We start from the raw sequence: 24,919 nt of genomic DNA, 5'->3' as shown, positions 1-24,919 counted from the left end.
CTTATTCATGCAGTTGTCCACAAGTTTGACCACGACTTGTGGGGAGAGATCAGGCCAGCTCGACAATCAGCTCGATTTCAACGCACGCGCCCAGCGGAATCTGGGCCACGCCAAATGCGCTGCGGGCGTGTGCGCCAGCGGCACCAAACACTTGACCCAGCAGCTCGCTGCAACCGTTGGTGACCAGGTGTTGCTCGGTAAAGTCACCGGTCGAGTTGACCAGGCTCATGACCTTGACGATGCGTTTGATCTTGTTGAGGTCGCCCACTGCTGCATGCAGCGTGCCCATCAGGTCAATAGCGATGGCGCGAGCAGCTTGCTGGCCTTCTTCGGTGCTCATGGTTTTACCCAGCTGGCCGACCCAGGGTTTGCCGTCTTTCTTGGCAATGTGGCCGGACAAAAACACCAGATTGCCGGTTTGCACGAAAGGCACGTAAGCCGCTGCCGGTACGGATACGGGGGGCAGCTGGATGTTCAGTTGTTCAAGTTGTTTGTAAACGCTCATGAGTGGATTCCTCGGGATCAATCTGTTCCAAAGGCTCCACTGTAACGCCGACTTGCAAGCTGTGTGAGGCACCACCTTGCAAAATGCCGCGCAGGGGCGAGACGTCTGCAAAGTCCCGGCCATGCGCCACTTGCACATAGTCCTCGCCGGGGCTGCCCCAGCCCCAGCGGTTGTTGGTGGGGTCCAGATGCAGCCAGCCGCCACTGGCGTGTGCGCGTGCGGCAGGCACATAGACCGCAGCCCAGGCGTGTGACGCGTCGCTGCCCACCAGACGCTCCTTGCCTTCTGGCGGGTGGGTGAGCAGGTAGCCGCTGACGTAGCGCGCGGGCAGCCCCAGGCTGCGCAAACAAGCGATCAGGATATGTGCAAAGTCCTGGCACACACCACGTCGTTGCTGCAGCGCTTGCAGGGCAGGGGTGTGGATGTCGGTGCTCTGACTGGCTTAAGTGAACCCTTTGTAAATTCTTTTCATCAATCTGATGGCCGCCTCCACCATGCTAATTTCCGTCGCAAAGGCAGGGCGTGCGAACTGCGCAAAAGCTTCGTCAATCGGGGCATGATGCGAGGCAAATACAAACTGGCTGTTCAGGTCCGTACTCTGACCGGCTCGGTAGCGAAACTGCTCGCGCACGCTTTCCCAGTTGGCCAGAAGGCTTGCAGGCTCTGGCGCAGACAGCACTTGCGTATGGATCTGACTGTTGGCGCGTACGTGCAAGCGTTGGTGGGCCTGGTGCAACGTCCAGTGGCTCATGACGTTGCCAAAGGCATCGGTGTGCGTGTGTAGCGCAGTGGGTTCGGGGTCAATGCTCAGGGCAAAGCTGTGCACGGTTTGCGTCGCACTGCTGCTGGGCTGTAAGTGCGCCACATGCTGTGCGTTCTCCACAGGTGTGGTGTAGGTGTAGAGCGTGTCATGAAGAATGCGCAGCTGCATGTTCAGGCTCCCACGCTGTGCAAGCCTTGCTGGCTGTGGGTGAAGAACAGGGCGCTCAAACCTTCGGCCATGCTGCGCGCGCAATCGGGCCACTGGGCAAACCAGTCCAGCATGGCTTGCGGTGACGCATCCAGTAAGGGGTACACCGTTTCGGGTTCGAGTGCGGGAATGCGCGAAGCCAGCGACAGTGTGGCGCCACCTGCCAGATGTTGCAGTCGCTTGAGCCGCGAGCGTAGCGTGTGCACCACCCAGGCCAGCGAGCGCGGGTTGTCGGTGTTGAGCACCAGTAAATCCAGCAAGGCCCAGGGGGTGCGGGCTTGCTGGTACTGGGCATGAAAGCTGATGGTGCTGTCAAACAGGTGCAGCACGGCGTCAAAACCAGCCTGGTCGCGCAACAGTTCGTGCTGCCAGGCTTGCGAGAGGGCGTGGCTCAAAAAGTCCAGCCGCTCGATGTGCCGACCCAGCGATAGCATGCGCCAACCATCGTCGCGGCTCATGCGGTCGGTCTGAAAGCCCGTGATGGCAGCCATGCGCTGGCTCAAATCGGTCAGGGTGCGTTGGGACTGCGCTGTGTCAGCCAAGCGTGAAGACACAGCAGGTGCGGCTGCAAAGAATCGTTGCTCGGTGTCTTGCAACATGTGCCAATGTTCGGGCGACAGGCGCTCGCGCACCGAGGTGGCGGCCCCCAGCATGCTGCGCAGGTTGTAGCCCACACCCGTGGTGTGTTCAGTGTCCCACAGCCCCGCCACGATGGAGCGTTCAAACACTCGGTGCGACTGGCTGGCACTGGGAGAGGCGCTGCGCACCAGACCATGCCGCCGCGTCAGGGCATTGAGCCACTTGAGCAGGCGCGGGTGGCTTTGGTGCTCGCTGATGAGCAGCTCCAGCGACAGGCGAGACAGGGCCAAGGTGTTTTCGGTGCGTTCGGAATAACGTCCCAGCCAGAACAGGTTTTCGGCCGCGCGGCTGGTGACCAGGCGTTGCACGGGCCTCGGTTTGACCTCATCGGCCAGCAGGCTTAAGGGGTGCACGTCTTCACGTGAGGGCGCTTGCACCCATACATCGGCACTGCTGCCGCCGCGTTGCATGGAGGCGATGCCTTCGTGCGAGCCCAGCCGGGCCAAACCGCCGGGAAGCACTTGCCATTGGCCTTGTTCGTCCACCACCACAAACACGCGCAGCACCACCGGCCGCGTTTCCACCGCGCCTGGCGCTTCGGCTTTGGGGTTCCAGACGGGCAGATGCGACAACGGCAACCAGGACTGGACCGTGTGCGCCTCGGGCATGCGCAAAATGCGGCCTGCCCATTCATCGCGCTCGCGCTGGTCCATGCCGCGGCCTGGGCGTGGCTCGAAGCTGGGGCGCTGACCATCTTGCGGGTAGGTGGGCTTGATCAAGCCTTCTGGCAGCTGAGCCAGCGCCTCTGGCAAAGCTGCAGCTTCGCCACACCACCAGCTGGGTATGGCGGGCAGCACCAGCTCTTCGTCGAGCAGGTTTTTGGCCAGCGCCGGCATGAAGCCAAGCAGGGCGTTGGACTCCAGAAAACCCGAGCCGGGCGTGTTGGCCAGCAAGACCTGGCCCAGGCGCACAGCCTGCAGCAGGCCGGGCACGCCCAGGCTGGAATCCGAGCGCAGCTCAAGTGGGTCCAGCCAGGCGTCGTCCACGCGTTTGAGCAAACCGTGCACGCGTTGCAGACCTTGCACGGTTTTGAGGTACAGGCCATCGCTGCGCACGGTCAGGTCATCAGCCTGCACCAGGCTCAGGCCCAGGTAGCGGGCCAGATAGGCGTGCTCGAAATAGGTTTCGTTGTAGGGGCCGGGTGTGAGCAGCGCAATGTGTGGTGTCTCGCCTGCAGGCAGAGGACAGCGGGCTTTGAGGCCATTGACCAGGGCTTGATAGGTACTGGCCAGGCGCTGCACTGACAAATGCTCAAACCCTTGCGTGAACAAACGGGAGATGATGAGCCGGTTTTCCAGCAGGTAGCCCAAGCCGGAGGGGGCTTGCGTACGTTGCGACAGCAGCCACCACAGGCCGTCCGGCCCGCGAGCGAGGTCAAAGGCGGCCATGCTCAGGTAACGCCCACCCACAGGCGGGCAACCATGCATGGCGGGCAAGTAGCCCGGATGCCCTTGCACCAACGCAGCAGGCAACTGACCGCTGGCCACCAGGGTTTGCGGGCCGTAAGCGTCGGCCATGATGTGTTCAAGCAGGCGCATGCGCTGGAGCACGCCGCGCTCGATTTGCTGCCAGTGTGTGGGCGAAATGATGAGTGGAAACAGATCCAGCGACCAAGGCCGTTGCGGCTTTTCGCTGTGTGCATACACGTTGTAGGTGATGCCGTTGTCGCGCACCTGGCGCTGTAATTCCTGCATGCGCGGGCTCAAGCTGGCCAGCCCCTGGGGCCCCAGGTGTTGCACAAAGGCAGCCCACCCAGCGTCCAGTTCGGCACTGCTGCTGCCACGCTCAAGCTGGCCGCGCAACTCGTCCCAATGCCCATCGGGGGCGGCAGGGGCGTGCAGTTGCAGCCAGCTCATGAGCTCTGGCGGCTCCTGCGTGTGCTCGAACGGACGTGGGGTGTCAGACATGTAGCCATTTTCACCTCAAATCCAGCGTGAACGGAAACTCGCGGCTGGCGGGCACGCCCAGGGTGGGCTGCACCCCGGCCATGCGCCCCGGGGTGTGGCCCATGCGGAAGAAGCGCGCCAGGCGGCGGCTTTCGGCCTCGTAGGCGTTGACCGGGAAGGTGTCGTAGTTGCGACCGCCCGGGTGCGCCACGTGGTACTGGCAGCCGCCCAAAGAGCGTTTCATCCAGGTGTCCACGATGTCCAGCGTGAGCGGCGCGTGCACGCCGATCGTGGGGTGCAGGGCAGACGGCGGGTTCCAGGCCTTGTAGCGCACGCTGGCGACCCATTCACCTGCCACGCCCGTGGGCTGCAGGGGCAGGCTTTGCCCGTTGACGGTGACGCTGTGGCGCGAGGGGTTGAGGCCGCTCACATGCACTTCGATGCGCTCCAGCGACGAATCCACATAGCGCACGGTGCCGCCGATCGCGCCTTCCTCGCCCATGACGTGCCAGGGCTCGAGCGCGTTGCGCAGTGTGAGCACCATGCCGTCCACGTTGACATTGCCCACTTTGGGGAAGCGGAATTCGAAGTGCGGCGCGAACCAGGCCGGATCGAAATGGAAGCCGCAGTCGCCCAGCTCGGTGAGCACATCGTCAAAGTCCTGCTTGATCCAGTGGTGCATCATGAAGCGGTCGTGCAGCTCGGTGCCCCAGCGGGTCACGGGCGCGGTGTAGGGTTCATCCCAGAAGCGCGCCACCAGCGCACGCAGCAGCAGCTGCTGCACGATGCTCATGCGCTCGTGCGGTGGCATCTCGAAGGCGCGCAGCTCCAGCAGGCCCAGGCGGCCCGTGCTGCTGTCGGGCGAATACAGCTTGTCGATGCAGAACTCGCTGCGGTGGGTGTTGCCGGTTACGTCGATCAGCACGTTGCGCAGGGTGCGGTCCACCAGCCAGGGGGGCATGTCGTTGCCATACACCTTGCGGTTGGCCACGATCTCGCGCAGCGCGATTTCCAGCTCATAGACCTGGTCGTTGCGCGCTTCGTCCACACGCGGGGCCTGGCTGGTCGGGCCGATGAAAAGGCCGCTGAAGAGGTAGCTGAGCGAGGGGTGGTTGTGCCAGTACAGGATCAGGCTGGCCAGCAGCTCGGGGCGGCGCAAAAACGGGCTGTCGGCAGGCGTGGCCCCGCCCATCACCATGTGGTTGCCACCGCCGGTGCCGGTGTGGCGGCCGTCGGTCATGAACTTTTCGGCCGACAGGCGCGACTCGAAAGCGGCCTTGTACAAAAACTCGGTGTGCTGCACCAGCTCGCCCCAATTGTGCGCGGGGTGGATGTTGACCTCGATCACGCCGGGGTCGGGCGTGACCTGCAGCAGTTTCAGACGCGCGTCGCGTGGCGGCGGGTAGCCCTCCAGCACGATCTGCATGCCGAGTGTGCTGGCGGTGGCCTCGACGGCCGAGAGCAGTTCCAGGTAATCCTCCAGGCGCGAGAGCGGCGGCATGAACACGTACAGCTGCGAGCCCTGGCCACCGTGCTGGCGCTCGGCTTTGGGCCCATTGGCGCGCATGGGGTCGCGGGCTTCGACCACCAGCGCGGTGCGCGTGATCCAGGCGGCGGATTCAAAGCGGCTGGGTGAGCGCGTGTCCAGCGTGTTGGCCTGAAGGTGGGCGTGTGAAGGCTGCGCATGGCCATGGGTGTTGTCCCAGGTTGCGTTGTGCTGTTTTCGGATCGTGGCCGTGGGCAAAGGGTTGCGCGGTGCAAATGGGTCTTGCTCTATCTGCCAGGGGTAGTCGCCCTCGCTGACCCAGGGCAGGGTGTCCAGCGGCAGGCGGTAGCCCATGGGCGAGTCGCCCGGGATCAGGTACATGCGCTCGTCACGGAAGAACCAGGGGCCGGTGGACCAGCGCGGGCCGCCGAGCTGCACATCGCCGGCCTGGATCGGCAGGGCATAGCCGATCACGCTGTCCAGCTGCTGCTTGAACACGCGGCGCAGGCGCACGCGCTCCAGTTCGTCATCCAGGCGCGAGTCAAACGGGTCGACGTTGACCGGCAAACGGCGTTCCCGCCAGAGGTAGTACCACGTGTCCTCGTAGCCGGGCTCGACGTATTTGTCGCTCAGCCCTAACTTACGCGTCAGGGTCTGCATGAAGACGCGCGCGTCTTCGCTGGTGTAGTGGTGGGCGTCACGCTCGTCGGCGAAGAGCGTCGGGTCGTGCCAGATGGGTTCGCCGTCGGCGCGCCAGTAGATCGACAGCGCCCAGCGCGGCAGCTGCTCGCCCGGGTACCACTTGCCCTGGCCAAAGTGCAGAAAGCCCCCTTGGCCGTATTCGGCGCGCAGCTTGTGCACCAGCTCGGTGGCCAGGCCACGTTTGGTGGGGCCCAGTGCGTCGGTGTTCCACTCGGGTGCGTCGCGGTCGTTCACCGCCACAAAGGTCGGCTCGCCACCCATCGTCAGGCGCACATCGCCCGCCTGCAGCTGCTGGTCCACCTGTTCGCCGAGCTGGAGCACCTGCGCCCACTGCTCTTCGGTGTAGGGCTTGGTCACGCGGGGCGACTCGTAGATGCGGGTGACCTTCATCTCGTGGCCGAACTCGACCTCGCACTCGTCGATCAGGCCTTCGATGGGCGCGGCGCTGCTGGGCTGCGGCGTGCAGGCCAGCGGGATGTGGCCTTCACCGGCCAGCAGGCCCGAGGTCGGGTCCAGCCCGATCCAGCCTGCGCCGGGCAGGTACACCTCGCACCAGGCATGCAGGTCGGTGAAGTCCACCTCGGTGCCGCTGGGGCCGTCCAGCGATTTCACATCGGGCGCGAGCTGGATCAGGTAGCCCGACACAAAGCGCGCGGCCAGACCCAGGTGCCGCAGCAGCTGCACCAGCAGCCAGGCCGAGTCGCGGCACGAGCCGCTGCGCTTGCTCAGGCTTTCTTCGGGCGTCTGCACACCCGGCTCCAGCCGGATCAGGTAGCCGATGTCGCCTTGCAACTTCTGGTTGATGCCCACCAGAAAGTCGATGGTGCGTTGCTCTTCGCGGCCGATGCCCGCCAAGTACTTCTGGAACAGCGGGGCCTTCGCCAGTTCGGGCGCACAAACCAGATAAGGGGCGAGTTCTTCGCGCAGCTCGGGCGCGTAGCTCAGCGGCACGGTTTCGGCCGAGGGCTCCAGAAAGAAGTCAAACGGGTTGTAGACCGCCATCTCGGCGACCAGATCGACGGTGACCTTGAAGGTGGTGGTCTTCTCGGGGAAGACCAGCCGTGCCTGGTAGTTGGCAAACGGGTCCTGCTGCCAGTTGATGAAGTGGTTCTGCGGCTCGACGCGCAGGCTGTAGGACAACACGCGGCTGCGGCTGTGCGGGGCAGGGCGCAGGCGCACCACCTGGGGGCCGAGCTGGATGGGGCGGTCGTAGCGGTATTCGGTGACGTGGTGCAGGGCGACGTGGATGGACATGGACAGGCTCGGTAGGTGCTGCTTTAATGTCAACAAATAAAGCAAGAGCCGCGCCAGTTTCTTTTCAGCCAGACGGTGTGGCCAACAGGGAGGAGCAAGATGCCTGAACAAAGGCAAGAACGCCATGGCTTGCGCGCTTGGTGGCATGGGATGGCCTTGGCCGGTGTGAGCGGGGTTGCGTTGCAGCTTCAACAAGCGCAGTTGTATGAAGCTGCGGTCTATATGGGGGCGCTCGTGCTTTCGGGGCTGCTGCTTGCGGGGGTGATGCGGCTGGCCTGTGGAGCTTGGCATTGGCTGGCCCTGCCGCTGGTGATGGCGGGCTGCTGGGCCTGGAGTGGCTGGTTGGCGGTTCAGCGCTTGCCCACTTTGCCTGCCGAACTCCAAGGGCGAGACTTCGATGTGCAGGGTGTTGTCACGAACATGCCCCAACGCGGTGCGCAGTCTCTGCGTTTTGTGTTGTCACTCGAGCAGTTCGCGTTGGTGCCTAAACAAGGGGTGCCCGGATTGCCTGCGGGTTTTGTGATGCCCGAACGTCTGTCGCTGAGCTGGTATCCCGGTCGCTCAGCTTTGGACAGCGCTGAGGAGCAGGTGCTGATTGTGCCGGATGTCCATGTCGGGCAGCGTTGGCGCATGCGTTTGCGCCTGAAAACGCCCCATGGTCAACTCAATCCCTCAGGCTTTGATTACGAGCTGTGGATGTGGGAGCGGCGTTTGCGTGTAAGCGGTTATGTGCGCATCACACGCGACGGCCCTGCCCCCGAGTTGATCGCTTCAGGACAGGGCTACCGTCTGGAGCAATGGCGTCAACAGGTGCGCGACAGTTTGTTGGCCAAAGGACATCTCTGGCCTCAATTGCAACCCGTGTACGGCGTGCTGACGGCGTTGGTGACGGGAGATCAGGCGTCCATTCAGCCCGACGACTGGGATGTTTTCAGGATCACAGGTGTCGCGCATTTGATGAGCATCTCGGGTTTGCACATCACCATGCTGGTATGGCTGATGCGTGCCTGGGTTTTCCGTTGGTGGCGCTGGAGCGTGCGTACAGTGCCTGGCCTGGCGCAGAAGCCCTGGGTGTTGCGCTGGCCAGTACAGGGGCTGGCGGCGCTGCTGGCTTGGGGCATTGGATTGGCCTACGCTTTGTTCAGCGGATGGGCTGTGCCCGCGCAACGTACGGTGATCATGCTGGGCATGGTGATGGCGCTGCAGCATTCGGGGCGACGCTGGCCCTGGTCTCTGGTGTGGCTGTGGTGTGCGTTTGGGGTGTTGCTGTTTGACCCTTGGGCTTTGTTGCAGCCAGGTTTCTGGTTGAGTTTTGTGGCTGTGGGCGTGCTGTTGTCGCGGGCTGGTGTCTTGGCTCAGTCGCAGTCTGTGACGCATGATCAGCATCCGGGCGCACCAAAAGCGGGCTTGTGGTTGCATGTGCACCAGTTTGGCGTGTCTGCTGGAAGGTTGTTGCGCGAGCAGTGGGTGATCATGCTGGCGCTGGCGCCATTGAGTGTGTTGTTCTTTGGGCAGTGGTCTCTGGTCGGTTTGCTGGCCAATTTACTGGCCATTGCCTGGGTCAGCTACGGGGTCACTCCGCTGGCTTTGCTGGGCGTGTGGGTGCCGGGTTTATGGGACCTCAGTGCCTGGTTGATGTGGCCTCTGTGGCACATCCTGCATCTTCTGGCACAGTGGCCCTCGGCCGTACTGTTGTGGCCAGTACCGCCATGGCCGGTGGCAGCGGCGGCTTTGTGTGGTGCCTGGCTACTGATGAGGCCTTGGGATATGGCCTTGCGTCTGTGGGGGCTACCCTTGTTGCTGCCACTGCTGTTTTGGCAGCCTGAACGGCCGGTCTACGGTGAGTTTGACGTTTGGGCACCCGATGTGGGGCAGGGTAACGCTGTGCTGGTTCGGACCTTGACGGGCACCTTGCTTTATGACACCGGGCCTCGCTATTCGGAGTACAGCGACGCTGGCGAAAGGGTTCTTGTGCCTTGGTTGGACCGATCACGAGAGCCCTTGCGTGACTTGGTGCTCAGTCACCGCGACAGCGACCACACCGGCGGGGTGCGCGCAGTGTTGATGCGTTACCCGGATCTCACGCTCTGGAGCTCCATGACCGTAGCTGAAGACCTCAGTCGGGTGCGTGAGCTGCGCACATGCGAGCAAGGTCGCAGTTGGGAGCGCGATGGGGTGCGCTTTGCGTTCCTGTATCCGCTGCCCGGCTATGAACAACTGGGGGCTGCAACCAATGCAGGCAGTTGCGTGCTGCGTATCTCCAACGGGAGACGTACAGTGCTGTTGGCGGGCGACATCGAGACATCTCAAGAGGCGCAGCTGCTGGAGCATGCGGTGTTGGCACCGGTAGATGTACTTTTGGTGCCGCACCATGGCAGCAAGACCTCTTCCTCCGAGGCATTCTTGCAAGCCGTCGATCCGCGCTGGTCCTGGGTTCAGGCAGGACACATGAACCGCTATGGGCACCCGGCTGGTGCGGTCATGGCGCGTTATGCCGCTTTGGGTTTGTCTGTGGTGCGCACGGATCAATGTGGCGCACTGCATTGGCGCAGCGATGAGCCCGGGCGCACCGATTGCTGGCGCCAGCAAGCCAGACGGTATTGGCACGACACACCACCTTGACGTGCTTTCTTGAGGGCAGTCAAGTTAAACGGGTACGCATCTTGCTAAGCTCTGGGCAGGAGTAAACGCGATGCGTAAATTTGACGAAATGTACAGCCGCCTGCCAGAGGGCAAAGACAGTGGCGAAGTCCGGTCCCATTACAAAGCCTATGCCCAGTGGCTGGCCGGGCAAGACCACGGCACCATGCAGGCCCGTCGGGAAGAGGCCGAAGTCATTTTTCGTCGCGTCGGCATCACCTTTGCGGTGTATGGGGACAAGGATGAAGACGGCTCCGGCACCGAGCGTTTGATTCCGTTTGACCTGATTCCCCGCATCATTCCCGCGCATGAGTGGAAAAGCATGGAGGCCGGGTTGGTGCAGCGTGTGACCGCGCTCAACCACTTCATTCACGATATTTATCATGACCAGGAGATCCTCAAGGCCGGGGTTGTCCCGCGCGACCAGATCGAGAACAACGCCCAGTTTCGCCCCGAGATGGTGGGTGTGGATGTGCCCAACAACATCTATTCGCACATCAGTGGCATCGACATCGTGCGGGCACCGGACAGCGCAGGCAATGGCGAGTACTACGTGCTCGAAGACAACCTGCGCGTGCCCAGCGGCGTGAGCTACATGCTCGAAGACCGCAAGATGATGATGCGTCTGTTCCCGGACCTGTTCAGCCGCCACCGCGTGGCCCCGGTGGCGCATTACCCCGATTGGCTGCTGGAGACCTTGCGTGCAAGTAGCCCGGCCACCACGGCCGAGCCCACGGTGGTGGTGCTCACCCCCGGCATGTACAACAGCGCTTATTTTGAACACGCGTTTTTGGCGCAGCAAATGGGTGTTCAACTGGTGGAGGGGCAAGACCTCTTCGTCAAGGACAAGTTTGTGTACATGCGCACCACGCGCGGCCCCAAGCGGGTGGATGTGATTTACCGCCGTGTGGATGACGACTTTCTGGACCCCGAAGTGTTCCGTCCCGACTCCACCCTGGGTTGCGCCGGTTTGATGGAGGCCTACAAGGCTGGTCATGTGAGCATTTGCAACGGCGTGGGTACCGGCGTGGCGGACGACAAATCCATCTACCCCTATGTGCCAGACATGATCAAGTTCTACCTGGGTGAGGCGCCCATTCTCAAGAACGTGCCGACCTACATGTGCCGCAAGCCCGAGGACCTGCAGTACACCCTGGCCAATCTGAAAGACCTGGTGGTCAAGGAGGTGCACGGGGCAGGAGGCTACGGCATGTTGGTTGGTCCTGCCGCCAGCCAGGCGGAGATTGAGAAATTCCGCGCAGCGCTGCTGGCCAATCCCTCGCGTTACATCGCCCAGCCGACGCTGAGCCTGTCGAGCTGCCCGACCTATGTGGACAGCGGCATTGCGCCTCGCCACATTGATTTGCGTCCCTTTGTGCTCAGTGGTCGCACGGTGCAAATGGTGCCCGGTGGCCTGACCCGCGTGGCCTTGAAAGAGGGCTCTTTGGTCGTGAACTCCTCGCAAGGCGGGGGCACCAAAGACACCTGGATTTTGCAAGCCTGAGCGCACCCCATTACAGATTCGAAGGACCGCAAGATGTTGTCAAGAACCGCCGATCATTTGTTCTGGATGTCGCGCTACATGGAGCGCGCCGAGAACACGGCCCGCATGCTCAACGTGAGCTACGAAACCTCCATGCTGCCGCAGTCTGCCGCTGCTGCGCAGGCGGGCTGGGAAGGTATTTTGTCCATCAGCGAGCTGCTGCCGTCCTATCGGGCGTTGCATGGCGAGATCACGCCCGAAGGCGTGACCCAGTTCATGGTGCGTGACGAGGACAACCCCTCGTCCATCGTGTCGTGCCTGCGCGCCGCCCGCGAAAACGCCCGCGCCGTGCGTGGCACCCTCACCACCGAAGTGTGGGAAACCCAGAACCAGACCTGGCTGGAGGTCAACCGCATGCTCAAGACCCGTGAGTTCGAGCGTGACCCTGGTCAGTTTTTTGAGTGGGTCAAATTCCGCTCGCACCTCTCGCGTGGCGTCACCGTGGGCACCATGCTGATGGACGAGGCACTGCACTTCATGCGCCTGGGCACGTTTCTTGAACGCTCGGACAACACCGCGCGTTTGGTGGATGTGAAGTTTCACGCCATGAAGGGCGACTACTTTGGCGCACCTGTGCCTGAAATGGCTGCACCTGAGTCCGCGCAGGAGTTTGATTTCTACCACTGGAGTGCCATCTTGCGCAGCGTCAGCGGCTTTGAGGTCTATCGCAAGGTCTACAGCGATGTGATCAAACCCGAACGGGTGGCCGAGCTGTTGATCTTGCGACCGGACATGCCCCGCTCATTGCATGCCAGCATGAACGAAGTCATGAGCAACCTGAGCATGGTCACTTCCGACAGCGCCAGCCAGACCTTGCGCCATGCAGGTCGCCTGCGCGCCGAACTGGCGTTTGGCTGCATTGACGAAATTCTGGCCACCGGCCTGCACGCCTACCTGACGCAGTTTCTGGAACGCGTGAATGTGCTGGGTGCGCGCATCAGCCGCGAGTTTTTGATGCCGCAGCCTTTGGGCTGATGGTTTTAGTGGGTGTTAGGCGGCCGATTTGCGGTTGGCCCACCAGCCTTGCAGGTAAGCGCCCGCAAAAATACCGGTCAGTGCCCACAGCATGTCCATATTGCCTGCGCCCAGGCCAGCAATGGCCGGTCCAGGACACACGCCGCACAGCCCCCAGCCCAGGCCAAAAATGACCGAGCCCAGCACGGTGTCTCGGTCGAGCTTGGCTTCGCGCAGCATGAACTGCTTGTCCATGACAGGGCTGTCCATCCAGCGCGGGGCCAGCTGGTAGCACACCAGGGTGATGGCCACTGCGCCGCCCATGACCAGGGTAAGTCCATAGTCGTTGCCAGTCAAAAAGCCCAGCACCACTTCGGGCGAAATCATGGTGGACAGGGCCAGGCCGTAGCCAAACAGCATGCCGCCGGCCAGCACCACCAACATGGCGACCCAAGGTTGCAAGCGCTTCATACGGCACCTCCGCTGATGAACGCAAATACGCGGGCGGTGACAATGGCCACGGCCATGAAGATCAGCACCGCCACCAGCGAGGGGCGCGAGAGGCTGGCCAGGCCGCAAATGCCGTGGCCGGACGTGCAGCCATTGGACAAGCGTGAGCCGTAGCCAACCAGCAAGCCGCCCACCAACAGCCGGGCCGGGCTGACCAGGGTGTGCTGGGCCTGTTCAGGGCCAGACAGCCACCACCACAAACCTGCACCCAGAACCAGGCCAATCGCACAGACCAGGCGCCACAAACGGGTTTGCACCAAAGGGGCTTGTTGAAAGTAGGGCAGGCGCGAGACATAAGACCAGCTGGAGCTGAAAAACGTGCTCATGCCGACGATACGGCCGAGCAGCAAAAACATGAGTGAGACGCCTGCGCCAATGAGCAGTCCGCCAGCCAGGTAGTGGCCCCAGCCGTGTGGGAAAAATGTTTGCATGGTTGTTTGGGAGGTTCGGGAGTAGCTAGATTGTGCCAAAACGTGTCGATTTTGCGGACGGCCTACACTCGGGCGTATGCGAGGTAAGTAAAGTGCTTGTGCAAAACGTGTGGTTGATCTGGTTTTTGCTGGCGGTGTGCCTGGGTGTCATCGGGTACGCCGGCTACAAGCTGTGCTACTACGGCGATGTGATTGCACAGATCAGTGGCCTGTCGCGTACCTGGGTGGGGCTGGTGCTGTTGGCTACGGTGACGTCCTTGCCCGAGTTGGTCAGTGGCTTGTCTGCTGTCACAGTAGCCCAAGTGCCCGATATTGCAGTGGGCAGTGTGATGGGCAGTTGCGTCTTCAACCTGCTGCTCATTGTGGTGTTGGATCTGCTGTACCGCAAAGAATCCATTTTTACCCGTGCCCGCTTGGGTAATGTGGTGTCTGCGGGCTACAGCATTGCGCTGATTGGCTTTGTGGGGTTTAACTTGCTGTTCTACCGCGACGCGGGCGTGCCGGCCTTGGGTCACGTCGGTTGGTACACGCCTTTGTTGGTGCTGCTGTATGCCTTGGCTTTGCGCTCGCTGTACCGCTATGAGCTGCAGCAGGTGCCGGACGCCGCCCCTGACGACAGCCCGGAGCTGGCCAGCTTGACGCTGGGAGCAGTCATGGGGCGCTACCTTGTGGCTGCCTCAGCCGTGGTGTTGACGTCCTTGCTGTTGCCCTTTGTGGCAGAAGCGCTGGCCAAAGCGATGCAGTGGCAGCAAAGTTTCGTGGGCACCTTGTTTGTGGCGGCCATTACTTCGGCGCCTGAAGTGGCGGTGACGCTGGCAGCCTTGCGCATGGGCTCGGTGGACATGGCGATTGGTAACCTCTTTGGCAGCAATTTGTTCAACATGGTCATCCTGGCCGTGGATGACCTGGCGTATTTGCCTGGGCCCTTGTTTTCCGATGTGTCGATTGCTCACGCTGTCTCTGCTTTCTCGGCCATGATGATGAGTGGTGTGGCCGTGGTGGGCTTGATCTTGCGTCCGGTGTCCAAAGCGTTTCGTACAGTGAGTTGGATCAGCTTGCTGCTGTTTGCCATTTACATCCTGAACACTTTGTTCATGTACCTGCATGACCACTGAACCTGTACCTGAGGCGGTCGTAACCGACGCGCATTTGCACGATCCGGCAGACCTGCTGCGCGAACTGGGCAGCGATGCGCATCAAGGATTGACCACTGCGCAAGCGCAGACGCGGCTGCTGCATGTGGGTGCCAATGCCTTGATTGAGGCCGGGCAGCGGCATCCTTTGCGTATTTTGCTGGCTCAGTTCACCGATTTCATGATCCTGGTGTTGCTGGTTGCTGCCATCATTGCGGGACTGATCGGTGAGCCACAGGATGTGGTGGCGATCGCCGTGATTGTGGTTCTCAATGCGGTGTTGGGCTTTGTGCAGGAGTACAGGGCCGAGCGGGCCATGCTGGCCCTGAAACAAATGATGGCGCTGCAGACCCGCGTGGTGCGCGATGGGCTGGTGCGGCAGATCGATGCCACGCAACTGGTGCCCGGCGATGTGGTCGATCTGGAGGCGGGAAATATTGTGCCGGCGGATCTGCGCTTGCTGGACTTGTGGTCCTTCAGGGTCAATGAGTCGACCTTGACGGGGGAGTCTTTGGTGGTGGAAAAAAGCCTGTCCACACTGCAGTCGAGCGACCTGGCGCTGGGCGACCGGCTGAACCTGGCCTACAAAGGCACCACCGTGGCATATGGGCGTGCACGTGGGCTGGTGGTGGCTACGGGCATGCGTACAGAGCTGGGCAAGATTGCGTCCTTGCTGGACCAGGAAGTTGGTAAAACACCTTTACAAAAGCGGCTGGCCGCGTTTGGGCAAAAACTGTCAGTAGCGGTGTTGTTCATATGTGCAGTGTTGTTCCTGGCTGGCTGGTTGCGCGGCGAGATGCCCATGACCATGTTGCTGACCGCCATCAGCCTGGCGGTGGCTGCGATTCCTGAGGCTTTGCCTGCTGTAGTCACCATCACCTTGGCTTTGGGGGCCGCGCGCATGGTTCGCTACCGAGCCTTGATACGGCGCTTGCCTGCGGTACAGACCCTGGGATCGGTCACCACCATTTGCAGCGATAAAACCGGGACCTTGACGGTGAACCGGATGCATGTGGATGTGCTGGACGTTGCGGATGCTCAAGCGCAGCGAGAGGCATGCAAGGTTTTGAACTTATGCAACGATGCCGTGCGAGGCGCCCAGGGCGTATGGGTGGGGGACCCCACCGAAACGGCTTTGCTTGAGTTTGCTGCGGGGCAAGGTTGGACTCCGGAGCAGGATCGTCGACACTGGCCACGGCTCGCTGAGCTGCCGTTCAGTGCAGAGCGTGCCCGCATGAGCACTTTCCATCAGGATGGTGATGAGGTGCTGATGCTTGTCAAAGGCGCGCCAGAGGCTGTGGTGCCGCGCTGCACGCAGCTGTGGGGCGGCACAGGTGGCCGGCATCTGGATGCCACGGCTTTGCATGAGCAGGCCAGGGGCTTGGCCCGGCAAGGGCTGCGCGTGTTGGCCTTGGCGTGCCGCACGTTACCGGGCTTGCCAGCATCGGGCCATTTGGATGCCTCGGAGTGCGAACTGAGCTTTCTGGGCTTTGTGGGGCTGATCGATCCACCGCGTCCGCAAGCACAAGAGGCTGTGGCGGCCTGCAAGGCTGCAGGCATTCGTGTGGTGATGATGACGGGCGACCATCCCGCCACCGCGGCGGCGATTGCCCGACGTCTGGGCATCATGGACGGCAACGACAAGGTCATGACCGGCAGTGAGTTGCAAGCCCTGTCATTGCCTGACTTTGAGCGTGAAGTCAAACAGGTACGGGTGTATGCACGGCTCAACCCCGAGCAAAAAATCAAAATTGTTCAGGCGCTGCAAGAGCAAGGCGAATTGGTGGCCATGACAGGTGATGGCGTCAACGATGCGCCAGCGCTCAAGAGGGCAGACATCGGCATTGCCATGGGACAGGGCGGAACGGACGTGGCCCGCGAGGCCGCGCACATGACGCTTCTGGACGACAACTTTGCCACCCTGGTTCACGCGGTTCGCGAAGGCAGGCGCATCTACGACAACATCCGAAAGTTCGTCAAATTCACCCTGCCCAGCAACGCCGGCGAGATCTGGACCCTGGTTCTGGCCTCGTTTTTGGTGTTGCCAATACCTTTGCTGCCGATCCATCTGTTATGGATCAACCTGGTGACCGATGGTTTGCCGGGCTTGGCCTTGGCGGGTGAACCGGCAGAGCGCGGAGCCATGCAGCGGCCGCCACGACCACCGCAGGAAAGCATTTTTGCGCTAGGCATTTGGCAGCATACGGTTTGGGCAGGCCTGCTCATGGGAGGTCTTTGTGTACTGGCTCAAGCCTGGGCAATGGAGAGGGCAGGGACGCATTGGCAAAGCATGGTGTTTACCGTCTTGACCCTGTCGCAGCTGGGGCATGTGCTGGCTGTGCGCAGTGAACGCGAAAGCCTGTTTTCGCAAGGCCTGTTGTCCAACAAGCCTTTGTTTGTAGTGGTTTTGCTGAGTGTCGGTTTGCAAATGGCTGTGCTGTATGTGCCTTGGCTTCATCAGGTGTTCAAGACGGCGCCACTTTCCGCCTTTGAGCTACTGCTGTGTTTTGGGCTTGCAGGGGTGCTGTTTGTGGCGGTGGAGATCGAAAAGGCCATGGTCAGGCGCGGCTGGATCTATAAGCGCTGAACTTGCAGGCACAATAGAGGGCGTGCCCCGGTGGTGAAATTGGTAGACACATCAGACTTAAAATCTGCCGCCTTTTAACGGGCGTACCGGTTCGATTCCGGTCCGGGGCACCACAGGAAGACCATCATGCCCAGCTACTCCACCCCTTACGAAATCCATGTTCACGGCGATGTCCCTTTGCGCGCAGAGGTCTCCGCAGCCGCTGTGCAGGACGCGCTCAAGCCCTTGTGGCAATACGCTGGCGCCCGCTCGCTGGGCGAGGGCGCGGTCAGTCTCTACGAAGAAGAGCCCGGCTTGCGCTTTGATGCCGCTGGCCACAAGCTGCAGATGTGCTGGACGGTGCGTGGCGACGACGATTTTCGCCAGGTGCTTGATGAACTGTGCATGAACCTCAACGACTTGTCTGCAGCCGGTGCGCAGATCGAAGTCACGTTCTACGATGCCGAATTTGACGACGAAGACGAGGCCGGTGGCGCAGAGGCACGCGATGATTTCGTGATGCTGTTCGTGGGGCCAGACCCCGCGGCCATCATGCAGGCGCAGCGCGACTTGCTGGTGCACGACGTGGTCAACATGATGGAGCGTCACTTTGACGCCTCGCAATTGGGTGGTGTGGTCTCCGAGATCGATAAATTGTTCAGCGATCGTTTCAACGACTTGGTCAGTTCACTGGACCTGGGGCGCTCGCCGCGCGGCGGCAATAACGGGCATGGTGGCGGTGGCCGTCGCCCACGCCATTTGCACTGAACCGCACTGGCCCCACGCATTCCAGCACGGCCATGAAATCCTTGTTTGCAAACAGCCTGAACCCGGGCGTCAAGCCCCGGGAGCTTTTGGGCTGGGCGATGTACGACTTTGCCAACTCAGGGTACACCACCGTGGTCATCACCGCGGTGTTTGCGGCCTACTTTGTGGGTAGTTTGGCGGGAGGGGCCAGCTGGGCCACATTGGCCTGGACGTTGGGCCTGAGCGTTTCGTATGCAATCGTGATGATCACCATGCCGGCATTGGGGGCCTGGGCTGATCGGCATGCCGCCAAAAAACGACTGTTGCTCATCAGCACCGTGGCCTGTGTGGCCTCGACCGCAGCTTTGGCGCTGGTCGGTCCTGGGCAGGTGGCTCTGGGTTTGTTGCTGCTCATTGTTTCCAACACCTTTTATTCCTATGGCGAATCGTTGACAGCGGCTTTTTTGCCTGAGCTGGCGCGGCCACAGGCCATGGGCAGGGTCAGTGGCTGGGGTTGGGCACTGGGGTACCTGGGGGGGATGTTGACTTTGGGTATTTGTTTGGCTTATGTGCTTTCGGCGCAGGCCAGACAGGAAAGTGCAGCCCAGTTTGTGCCGGTGACAATGCTGATCACGGCTGCCATGTACGCTGCTGCGGCCAGCGTGACTTTCTGGTTGTTGAAGGAGCACAGTGCCCCCAACCCAAGCAGTCAAGGACAAAGCTTTAAAGCCAGTTTGATCCAATTGCGCCAAACTTGGCGTGAGAGCCGACGGTATACCGATTTCCGGCAGCTGATGGCCTGCGCAGTGGCTTACCAGGCGGGTGTGGCGGTGGCCATTTCATTGGCAGCCATTTACGCGGAGCAGGTGATCGGGTTTGCCCCGCAGGAAACGATGGTGCTGATTTTTGTGCTCAACATCGCTGCATTTCTCGGCGCCCTGGTGTTTGGCCATGTGCAAGATGTGGTGGGTCACAAGCGTGCCCTCGGCTGGACGATTGTGGGTTGGATCCTTACATGTATTTTGGCTGCAGCGTCGACCACCAAGGGTATGTTCTGGGTGGCGGCAGCCATTGCAGGTGTCTTTCTGGGATCCAGCCAATCTGCGGGTCGTGCCATGGCCGGCATGTTGGTGCCGCCTGTGCGCTTGGCCGAGTTCTTCGGGTTGTGGACTTTTGCCATTCGGCTGGCCAGCATTGTGGGGCCGTTGTCCTATGGTCTCATCACCTGGTTGACGGGTGGTAACCACCGTCTGGCCATGGTGTCCACTGCGGTGTTGTTTGCGTTGGGCCTGTTGCTGCTCCTGCCGGTGGATGTGGCGCGTGGGCACCGCAAGGCGCAAGACCATCAAAACTTATGACCAAGACACAACTTTCCATGCTGGACCTTGTGGCCGTGCGCGAAGGCAGTACGGTGGCTTAAGCCATTGCCACCGCCGTGCAAACCGCACAGCACGCCGAGCAGCTGGGCTTTACACGCTACTGGTTGGCTGAGCACCAAAATATGCCGGGGCTGGCGTGTTCTTCCACTGCAGTACTGGTCGAGCCTGTTTTCTGCGCAGCTTGCGGCGCAGCGCGGTTTGCCCTATGCCTTTGCGTCCCACTTTGCGCCACGCAAGCCGATGAGTTGATGCTGGTGTGCGACATATTTGACCCCGCACTGCGCTTGCGGGCGCTCGATATTGCAGCGGGCTTTTTGCAGTAGATGGAGGGTTAAATCGTGCTGGCCAGGTGGCAGTCGCCGGCTGGCAGTTGCAGCCAGCGATGGGCGGCTGCTTTCAAGCCCGATAAATCACCAGTGGTGTACAGCGCCACGCGCCCGTGGGCTTGGGCTGGTGCAGCCTGAGGGCTGAGCAGGCTTGCAGCTTCCAGCTGTCGATGTGTCTGGCGCGCTACGGCTTCGCCGGTCGACATCAGTCGCACTTCACCGCCCACCAGCTGTTGTAACTCTTCTTGCGCAAACACATAGTGGGTGCAACCTAGCACCAGCGTATCCATCTGACCAGGGGCCGAGCCAAACTCGCCTAGCTCCTGGATGTATTGTCTGAGCAGTTGGCTCACTTGCGCCTGGGCTTGCTCGGCATGTGCGGGCAGGGTGCTTTGCTCAATCGCCAAGGCCAGACCGTTGCAGGCCTTGACTTCGAAGTGTGTAGCCGGGTCCATGCTGGCGAGCAGGCGAGCGAATTTTTCGCTGCCTACAGTTCCACGGGTGGCCATGACGCCAACACGACCGGTACGCGTGCTTTGCGCTGCGGGTTTAAGCGCGGGCTCGACACCAATCAAGACCAGATGCGGGTAGTGTGTGCGCAACTCGTGAATAGCCGCGGCTGTGGCTGTGTTACAGGCCACCACCAGAGCCTTGATATGGTGTTGTTCGATCAGGTGCTGCGCAATCGCCAGTGAGCGTTGGCGCACAAACAGATCGGTTTTTTCGCCATAGGGTGCATGGCCGTTGTCGGCCAGGTACACAAAGTGCTCGTGGGGCAGGGCAGTCAGCAGCGACTGCAACACGCTCAGACCGCCGATGCCGCTGTCAAACACCCCGATGGGGGCACGGTTGGGCGCGGTCATCACGAGGCGTGAAGCGGCGTGGTGATCCATGTGTTTGGGCTCAACATGGACTGCCACGCTTCGCTGCAGTGACGGGCAAATGAATCAATTGGCCTTGACCGCAATGCCTTTGAACTCGCCGCTGGCGATGCGGTTTTCCCACTCGGCCGGGCCGGTAATGTGCGCGCTGGTGCCGCCCGCGTCCACCGCCACGGTCACGGGCATGTCGACCACGTCGAATTCGTAGATGGCCTCCATGCCCAGGTCGGCAAAGCCGACCACCTTGGCACCCTTGATGGCTTTGGACACCAGGTAAGCGGCGCCGCCCACGGCCATGAGGTAGGCCGACTTGTGGTTCTTGATGGACTCGATGGCGACCGGGCCGCGCTCGGCCTTGCCCACCATGGCGATCAGACCGGTTTTGGCCAGCATCATGTCGGTGAACTTGTCCATGCGGGTGGCGGTGGTTGGGCCTGCGGGGCCAACGACTTCATCGCGCACGGGGTCGACCGGGCCGACGTAATAGATCACGCGGTTGGTGAAGTCCACCGGCAACTGCTCGCCTTTGGCCAGCATGTCCTGGATGCGTTTGTGCGCGGCGTCGCGGCCGGTGAGCATCTTGCCGTTGAGCAGCAGGGTCTGGCCGGGTTTCCAGCTGGCCACTTGTTCTTTGGTGAGGGTGTTGAGGTCCACACGTTGGCTCTTTTCGGTGTCGGGCTGCCAGTCCACTTTGGGCCACAGGTCCAGGCTCGGGGCGTCCAGGTACACCGGGCCCGAGCCGTCCATCACGAAGTGGGCGTGGCGGGTGGCTGCGCAGTTGGGGATCATGGCCACGGGCTTGGAGGCAGCGTGGGTGGGGTACATCTTGATCTTGACGTCCAGCACGGTGGTCAGGCCACCCAGGCCCTGCGCGCCGATGCCCAGGGCGTTGACCTTCTCGAACAGTTCCAGTCGCAGTTCTTCGACCTGGTCGAGCTTTTCGCCGCGGGCGCTCTTGGCCTGCAGCTCGTACATGTTCAGGTCGTCCATCAGGCTTTCCTTGGCCAGCAGCACGGCCTTCTCAGCCGTGCCGCCAATGCCGATGCCCAGCATGCCTGGCGGGCACCAGCCGGCGCCCATGGTGGGCACGGTTTTGAGCACCCAGTCGACCAGGTTGTCGCTGGGGTTCATCATGATCATCTTGGACTTGTTCTCGGAGCCGCCGCCCTTGGCCGCCACGGTGATGTCGACTTTGTCGCCCGCCACGATCTCGGTGAAGATCACGGCGGGGGTGTTGTCCTTGGTGTTCTTGCGGGCAAACAGCGGGTCGGCAACGACCGAAGCGCGCAGGGCGTTGTCGGGGTTCATGTAGCCGCGGCGCACGCCTTCGTTGATGGCGTCTTCCAGGCTGCCGGTGAAGCCTTCCCAGCGCACGTTCATGCCGACCTTGAGGAAGACGTTGACGATGCCGGTGTCCTGACAGATCGGGCGGTGGCCCAGTGCGCTCATTTTGCTGTTGGTGAGGATCTGGGCCATCGCGTCCTTGGCAGCCGGGCTTTGTTCGCGCTCATAGGCGCGGGCCAGGTGCTCGATGTAGTCGGCGGGGTGGTAGTAGCTGATGTACTGCAGGGCGCCCGCGATGGATTCGATCAGGTCGTTTTGCTTGATGACGGTCATGGTGGTACTCGCGTTAAAAATCAATGGTGTTCTTTGGCTGGCCCGTGGTGGGGCAGCAGGCGATCGGCCAGCGCAATCGACATGGCGCTGAACAAAAAGGCAATGTGGATCACGGTTTGCCAGATCAATACTTTCTCGTCGTAATTGGCGGCATTGATGAAGGTCTTGAGCAGATGGATCGAGCTGATGCCAATGATGGCTGTGGCGAGCTTGACCTTGAGTACGGACGCGTTCACATGGTCCAGCCATTCGGGTTGGTCGGGGTGACCTTCCAGATTCAGTCGGGAGACAAAGGTTTCGTAGCCACCGACAATCACCATGATCAGCAGGTTTGAGATCATGACGACGTCAATCAGACCCAAAACCACCAACATGATGATGGTTTCATTCAAGCTGGTGACGGGGGCATCCGACTTGTAGCCAATGCTGCTGACCAAAATGTCCAGCGCGTGCTGGTTGCCGAACACGGCCTCGAGCAAGTGCACCAGCTCAACCCAGAAATGAAACACATAGACGCCCTGTGCTGCAATCAGGCCCAGGTACAAAGGCAGCTGCAGCCAACGGCTGGCGAAAATCAGGTTGGGCAGGGGGCGTAGTGGGCTTTTGCGGGTGGGTTCTTGCATACGAAAAAAGCGTGCGCGAAATAAACCTTGATTTTAGGGCCAGTGGCTTCGGGCGCAGAGAGATCGACTGCAAGTTGTCTGTCAGTCAGTGCTTTGTAAGAGCCAGCGATGACAGTGCGCAGGTTATATTTGTTTTGTCATTCAGGAGACAATCACTATGAGCGAAAACAAACTCTACAAACCCAGCGAAGCCTTTGCCAAGAACGCTTATATCCCCAGCATGGAGGCCTACAACGCCCTGTGCAAAGAAGCCGAGACCGATTACGAAGGTTTCTGGGGGCGCCTGGCCAAAGAGCTGATCAGCTGGAAAAAGCCTTTCACCAAGGTACTCAACGAGTCCAATGCTCCCTTCTTCAAATGGTTTGAAGATGGCACGCTCAACGTGTCCTACAACTGCCTGGATCGCAACATCGAGCGCGGCCTGGGCGACAAGACCGCCATCATTTTTGAAGCCGATGGCGGCGAAGTGACCAAGGTGTCCTACAGCCAGCTCCTGGCCAAGACCTGCCAATACGCCAACGCCCTCAAGAGCATTGGCGTCAAAAAAGGCGACCGCGTGATGATCTACATCGCCATGTCGATCGACGGCGTGGCGGCCATGCAAGCCTGTGCCCGTATCGGCGCGACTCACTCTGTGGTGTTTGGCGGTTTCTCGGCCCAGGCGCTGCGTGACCGTATCGAAGACACTGGTGCTGTGGCCGTGATCACTGCCGACTGCCAGGTGCGCGGCGGCAAACAGCTGCCCCTCAAAGCCATCGTGGACGAAGCCCTGACCCTGGGCGGCTGCGACTCCATCAAGAACGTGCTGGTCGTCAAGCGCGGCACCATGGACATTGCCATGGCCGCTGGCCGTGACCAGTGGATGGCCGAATTGGCCGATAAGCAAGCCACCACCTGCGAACCTGAGTGGGTCGAGGCCGAGCACCCCCTGTTCCTGCTCTACACCTCTGGCTCCACCGGCAAGCCCAAGGGCGTTCAGCACAGCACCGGCGGCTACCTGCTGCACGCAGCCCTGACCACCAAGTGGACCTTCGACCTCAAACAAGACGACGTGTTCTGGTGCACGGCCGACATCGGCTGGGTCACGGGCCATACCTACATCACCTACGGTCCCTTGGCACTGGGTGGTACCGAAATCGTGTTCGAAGGCGTGCCCACTTACCCCGACGCTGGTCGCTTCTGGAAGATGATCCAGGATCACAAAGTCTCCATCTTCTACACCGCCCCCACAGCCATCCGCTCGCTCATCAAGGCTGCCGAAGCCAACGACGCCGTGCACCCCAAGAGCTACAACCTCTCCAGCCTGCGCCTGCTGGGCTCGGTGGGCGAACCGATCAACCCAGCCGCCTGGGAGTGGTACCACCAGCACGTGGGCGGCGGCCGCTGCCCCATCGTGGACACCTTCTGGCAGACCGAGACCGGTGGCCACATGATCACCCCCATTCCTGGCGCAACTCCTCTGGTGCCGGGCTCCTGCACGCTGCCGTTCCCCGGCATTCAGGCTGCCATCGTCAGCGAAACCGGTGAAGACATGCCCAACGGCCAAGGCGGCATTCTGGTCGTCAAGCGTCCATGGCCTTCCATGATCCGCACCATCTGGGGCGACCCGGAGCGCTTCAAGAAGTCCTACTACCCCGACGACTTCAAGGGCAAGTACTACCTGGCTGGCGACGGCGCGATCCGCGATGAAAACACCGGCTACTTCACCATCACCGGTCGTATCGATGACGTGCTCAACGTGTCCGGTCACCGCATGGGCACCATGGAAATCGAATCTGCGCTGGTCAGCTGCACTGAGCTGGTGGCCGAAGCTGCTGTGGTGGGCCGTCCTGACGACACCACCGGCGAGGCGATTTGCGCCTTCGTGGTGCTCAAGCGTGCCCTGCCCAGCGGCGACGAGGGTAAAGCGATTGCCAAGCAACTGCGCGACCACATCGCCAAGGAAATTGGCCCGATCGCCAAGCCCAAGGACATCCGCTTTGGCGAGAACCTGCCCAAGACCCGTTCCGGCAAGATCATGCGCCGCCTGCTGCGTTCGCTGGCCAAAGGCGAGGAAATCACGCAGGACACTTCCACCCTGGAGAACCCGCACATCCTGAGCCAGCTGGGCCAGGCTTACTGATCTTC

The 24,919-nt window shown here is 61.4% G+C and carries 18 protein-coding genes, 1 tRNA gene and 1 pseudogene; 10 read left to right on the top strand and 10 right to left on the bottom strand.

The window, feature by feature from the left end:
• Positions 1 to 49: 49 nt before the first annotated feature.
• From AAFM15_RS02280 to AAFM15_RS02260, 5 genes are read right to left on the bottom strand one after another with little or no spacing between them, the layout of a single operon-like run.
• Positions 50 to 505, bottom strand: a complete 456-nt coding sequence (locus AAFM15_RS02280; protein ID WP_341685075.1) for a RidA family protein — start codon at positions 503 to 505, stop codon at positions 50 to 52.
• Entirely contained in the window at positions 483 to 929 is a 447-nt protein-coding gene (locus tag AAFM15_RS02275) for a transglutaminase family protein (protein WP_341685131.1), read from the bottom strand. Before AAFM15_RS02275 ends, AAFM15_RS02280 begins: the two co-directional genes overlap by 23 nt.
• A gap of 18 nt (positions 930 to 947) precedes the next feature.
• On the bottom strand, positions 948 to 1,436 hold the full coding sequence (locus tag AAFM15_RS02270; RefSeq protein ID WP_341685074.1) for a transglutaminase N-terminal domain-containing protein: 489 nt from the start codon (positions 1,434 to 1,436) through the stop codon (positions 948 to 950).
• A 2-nt stretch (positions 1,437 to 1,438) separates the two neighbouring features.
• Complete coding sequence (locus AAFM15_RS02265) at positions 1,439 to 4,021, bottom strand: circularly permuted type 2 ATP-grasp protein (protein WP_341685073.1); 2,583 nt, start codon at positions 4,019 to 4,021, stop codon at positions 1,439 to 1,441.
• 10 nt (positions 4,022 to 4,031) lie between these two features.
• A complete protein-coding gene (locus AAFM15_RS02260) occupies positions 4,032 to 7,442 on the bottom strand; it encodes a transglutaminase family protein (RefSeq protein WP_341685072.1) in 3,411 nt (1,136 codons plus the stop codon).
• A gap of 99 nt (positions 7,443 to 7,541) precedes the next feature.
• On the opposite strand from AAFM15_RS02260, the gene AAFM15_RS02255 reads away from it, so the two are divergent.
• The 3 genes from AAFM15_RS02255 (at position 7,542) to AAFM15_RS02245 (ending at position 12,600) form a co-directional block, all read left to right on the top strand.
• A complete protein-coding gene (locus AAFM15_RS02255) occupies positions 7,542 to 10,064 on the top strand; it encodes a DNA internalization-related competence protein ComEC/Rec2 (RefSeq protein WP_341685071.1) in 2,523 nt (840 codons plus the stop codon).
• Between the two features lie 70 nt (positions 10,065 to 10,134).
• Positions 10,135 to 11,586: a circularly permuted type 2 ATP-grasp protein gene (locus AAFM15_RS02250; protein ID WP_341685070.1), complete on the top strand. Its 1,452-nt coding sequence runs from the start codon at positions 10,135 to 10,137 to the stop codon at positions 11,584 to 11,586.
• Positions 11,587 to 11,619: 33 nt separating this feature from the next.
• Complete coding sequence (locus AAFM15_RS02245) at positions 11,620 to 12,600, top strand: alpha-E domain-containing protein (protein WP_341685069.1); 981 nt, start codon at positions 11,620 to 11,622, stop codon at positions 12,598 to 12,600.
• Between the two features lie 15 nt (positions 12,601 to 12,615).
• Here the strand turns inward: AAFM15_RS02245 and AAFM15_RS02240 are convergent, their stop codons facing one another.
• Positions 12,616 to 13,050, bottom strand: coding sequence for a DUF6691 family protein (locus AAFM15_RS02240; RefSeq protein ID WP_341685068.1), 435 nt, complete (start codon positions 13,048 to 13,050; stop codon positions 12,616 to 12,618).
• On the bottom strand, positions 13,047 to 13,559 hold the full coding sequence (locus AAFM15_RS02235; RefSeq protein ID WP_341685067.1) for a YeeE/YedE family protein: 513 nt from the start codon (positions 13,557 to 13,559) through the stop codon (positions 13,047 to 13,049). Before AAFM15_RS02235 ends, AAFM15_RS02240 begins: the two co-directional genes overlap by 4 nt.
• Before the next feature lie 53 nt (positions 13,560 to 13,612).
• Here AAFM15_RS02235 and AAFM15_RS02230 point away from each other — a divergent pair, with 53 nt between their 5' ends.
• The 6 genes and pseudogenes from AAFM15_RS02230 to AAFM15_RS02205 form a co-directional block, all read left to right on the top strand.
• Positions 13,613 to 14,635 (top strand): sodium:calcium antiporter, encoded by a 1,023-nt coding sequence (locus AAFM15_RS02230; protein WP_341685066.1) that lies wholly within the window; start codon positions 13,613 to 13,615, stop codon positions 14,633 to 14,635.
• On the top strand, positions 14,625 to 17,240 hold the full coding sequence (locus AAFM15_RS02225) for a cation-translocating P-type ATPase (RefSeq protein ID WP_341685065.1): 2,616 nt from the start codon (positions 14,625 to 14,627) through the stop codon (positions 17,238 to 17,240). The genes AAFM15_RS02230 and AAFM15_RS02225 overlap by 11 nt, the downstream gene beginning before the upstream one ends.
• Before the next feature lie 24 nt (positions 17,241 to 17,264).
• A tRNA-Leu gene (locus AAFM15_RS02220) sits at positions 17,265 to 17,353 on the top strand.
• A gap of 13 nt (positions 17,354 to 17,366) precedes the next feature.
• Complete coding sequence (locus tag AAFM15_RS02215; RefSeq protein ID WP_341685064.1) at positions 17,367 to 17,987, top strand: DUF6806 family protein; 621 nt, start codon at positions 17,367 to 17,369, stop codon at positions 17,985 to 17,987.
• Between the two features lie 32 nt (positions 17,988 to 18,019).
• Positions 18,020 to 19,324, top strand: coding sequence for an MFS transporter (locus AAFM15_RS02210; RefSeq protein WP_341685063.1), 1,305 nt, complete (start codon positions 18,020 to 18,022; stop codon positions 19,322 to 19,324).
• Positions 19,321 to 19,506, top strand: a pseudogene (locus tag AAFM15_RS02205) (LLM class flavin-dependent oxidoreductase); the annotation flags it as partial. The gene AAFM15_RS02210 and the pseudogene AAFM15_RS02205, both read left to right, overlap by 4 nt.
• Before the next feature lie 170 nt (positions 19,507 to 19,676).
• On the opposite strand, the gene murI reads toward AAFM15_RS02205, so the two are convergent.
• The 3 genes from murI to AAFM15_RS02190 form a co-directional block, all read right to left on the bottom strand.
• On the bottom strand, positions 19,677 to 20,534 hold the full coding sequence (gene murI, locus AAFM15_RS02200; RefSeq protein WP_341685130.1) for a glutamate racemase: 858 nt from the start codon (positions 20,532 to 20,534) through the stop codon (positions 19,677 to 19,679).
• An 84-nt stretch (positions 20,535 to 20,618) separates the two neighbouring features.
• The gene (locus tag AAFM15_RS02195; RefSeq protein WP_341685062.1) at positions 20,619 to 22,169 is read right to left on the bottom strand and encodes a fumarate hydratase; all 1,551 of its coding nucleotides are present in this window, start codon (positions 22,167 to 22,169) and stop codon (positions 20,619 to 20,621) included.
• A 20-nt stretch (positions 22,170 to 22,189) separates the two neighbouring features.
• Complete coding sequence (locus AAFM15_RS02190) at positions 22,190 to 22,792, bottom strand: YqhA family protein (protein ID WP_341685061.1); 603 nt, start codon at positions 22,790 to 22,792, stop codon at positions 22,190 to 22,192.
• 157 nt (positions 22,793 to 22,949) lie between these two features.
• Between AAFM15_RS02190 and acs the strand changes: the two genes are divergently transcribed.
• Positions 22,950 to 24,914: an acetate--CoA ligase gene (gene acs, locus AAFM15_RS02185; RefSeq protein ID WP_341685060.1), complete on the top strand. Its 1,965-nt coding sequence runs from the start codon at positions 22,950 to 22,952 to the stop codon at positions 24,912 to 24,914.
• Positions 24,915 to 24,919: the final 5 nt, after the last annotated feature.

This window comes from Limnohabitans sp. (assembly GCF_038134685.1).
GTDB lineage: Bacteria > Pseudomonadota > Gammaproteobacteria > Burkholderiales > Burkholderiaceae_C > Limnohabitans_A.
This window is presented reverse-complemented; position numbering and strand designations above follow the sequence as displayed.

Bases quoted from the DNA above. Each gene is read 5' to 3' on its own strand.
- AAFM15_RS02280 (WP_341685075.1), bottom strand. From the start codon at position 505: ATGAGCGTTTACAAACAACTTGAACAACTGAACATCCAGCTGCCCCCC.
- AAFM15_RS02270 (WP_341685074.1), bottom strand. From the start codon at position 1,436: ATGCAGCTGCGCATTCTTCATGACACGCTCTACACCTACACCACACCT.
- AAFM15_RS02265 (WP_341685073.1), bottom strand. From the start codon at position 4,021: ATGTCTGACACCCCACGTCCGTTCGAGCACACGCAGGAGCCGCCAGAG.
- AAFM15_RS02260 (WP_341685072.1), bottom strand. From the start codon at position 7,442: ATGTCCATCCACGTCGCCCTGCACCACGTCACCGAATACCGCTACGAC.
- AAFM15_RS02255 (WP_341685071.1), top strand. From the start codon at position 7,542: ATGCCTGAACAAAGGCAAGAACGCCATGGCTTGCGCGCTTGGTGGCAT.
- AAFM15_RS02250 (WP_341685070.1), top strand. From the start codon at position 10,135: ATGCGTAAATTTGACGAAATGTACAGCCGCCTGCCAGAGGGCAAAGAC.
- AAFM15_RS02245 (WP_341685069.1), top strand. From the start codon at position 11,620: ATGTTGTCAAGAACCGCCGATCATTTGTTCTGGATGTCGCGCTACATG.
- AAFM15_RS02240 (WP_341685068.1), bottom strand. From the start codon at position 13,050: ATGAAGCGCTTGCAACCTTGGGTCGCCATGTTGGTGGTGCTGGCCGGC.
- AAFM15_RS02225 (WP_341685065.1), top strand. From the start codon at position 14,625: ATGACCACTGAACCTGTACCTGAGGCGGTCGTAACCGACGCGCATTTG.
- AAFM15_RS02215 (WP_341685064.1), top strand. From the start codon at position 17,367: ATGCCCAGCTACTCCACCCCTTACGAAATCCATGTTCACGGCGATGTC.
- AAFM15_RS02210 (WP_341685063.1), top strand. From the start codon at position 18,020: ATGAAATCCTTGTTTGCAAACAGCCTGAACCCGGGCGTCAAGCCCCGG.
- murI (WP_341685130.1), bottom strand. From the start codon at position 20,534: ATGACCGCGCCCAACCGTGCCCCCATCGGGGTGTTTGACAGCGGCATC.
- AAFM15_RS02195 (WP_341685062.1), bottom strand. From the start codon at position 22,169: ATGACCGTCATCAAGCAAAACGACCTGATCGAATCCATCGCGGGCGCC.
- AAFM15_RS02190 (WP_341685061.1), bottom strand. From the start codon at position 22,792: ATGCAAGAACCCACCCGCAAAAGCCCACTACGCCCCCTGCCCAACCTG.
- acs (WP_341685060.1), top strand. From the start codon at position 22,950: ATGAGCGAAAACAAACTCTACAAACCCAGCGAAGCCTTTGCCAAGAAC.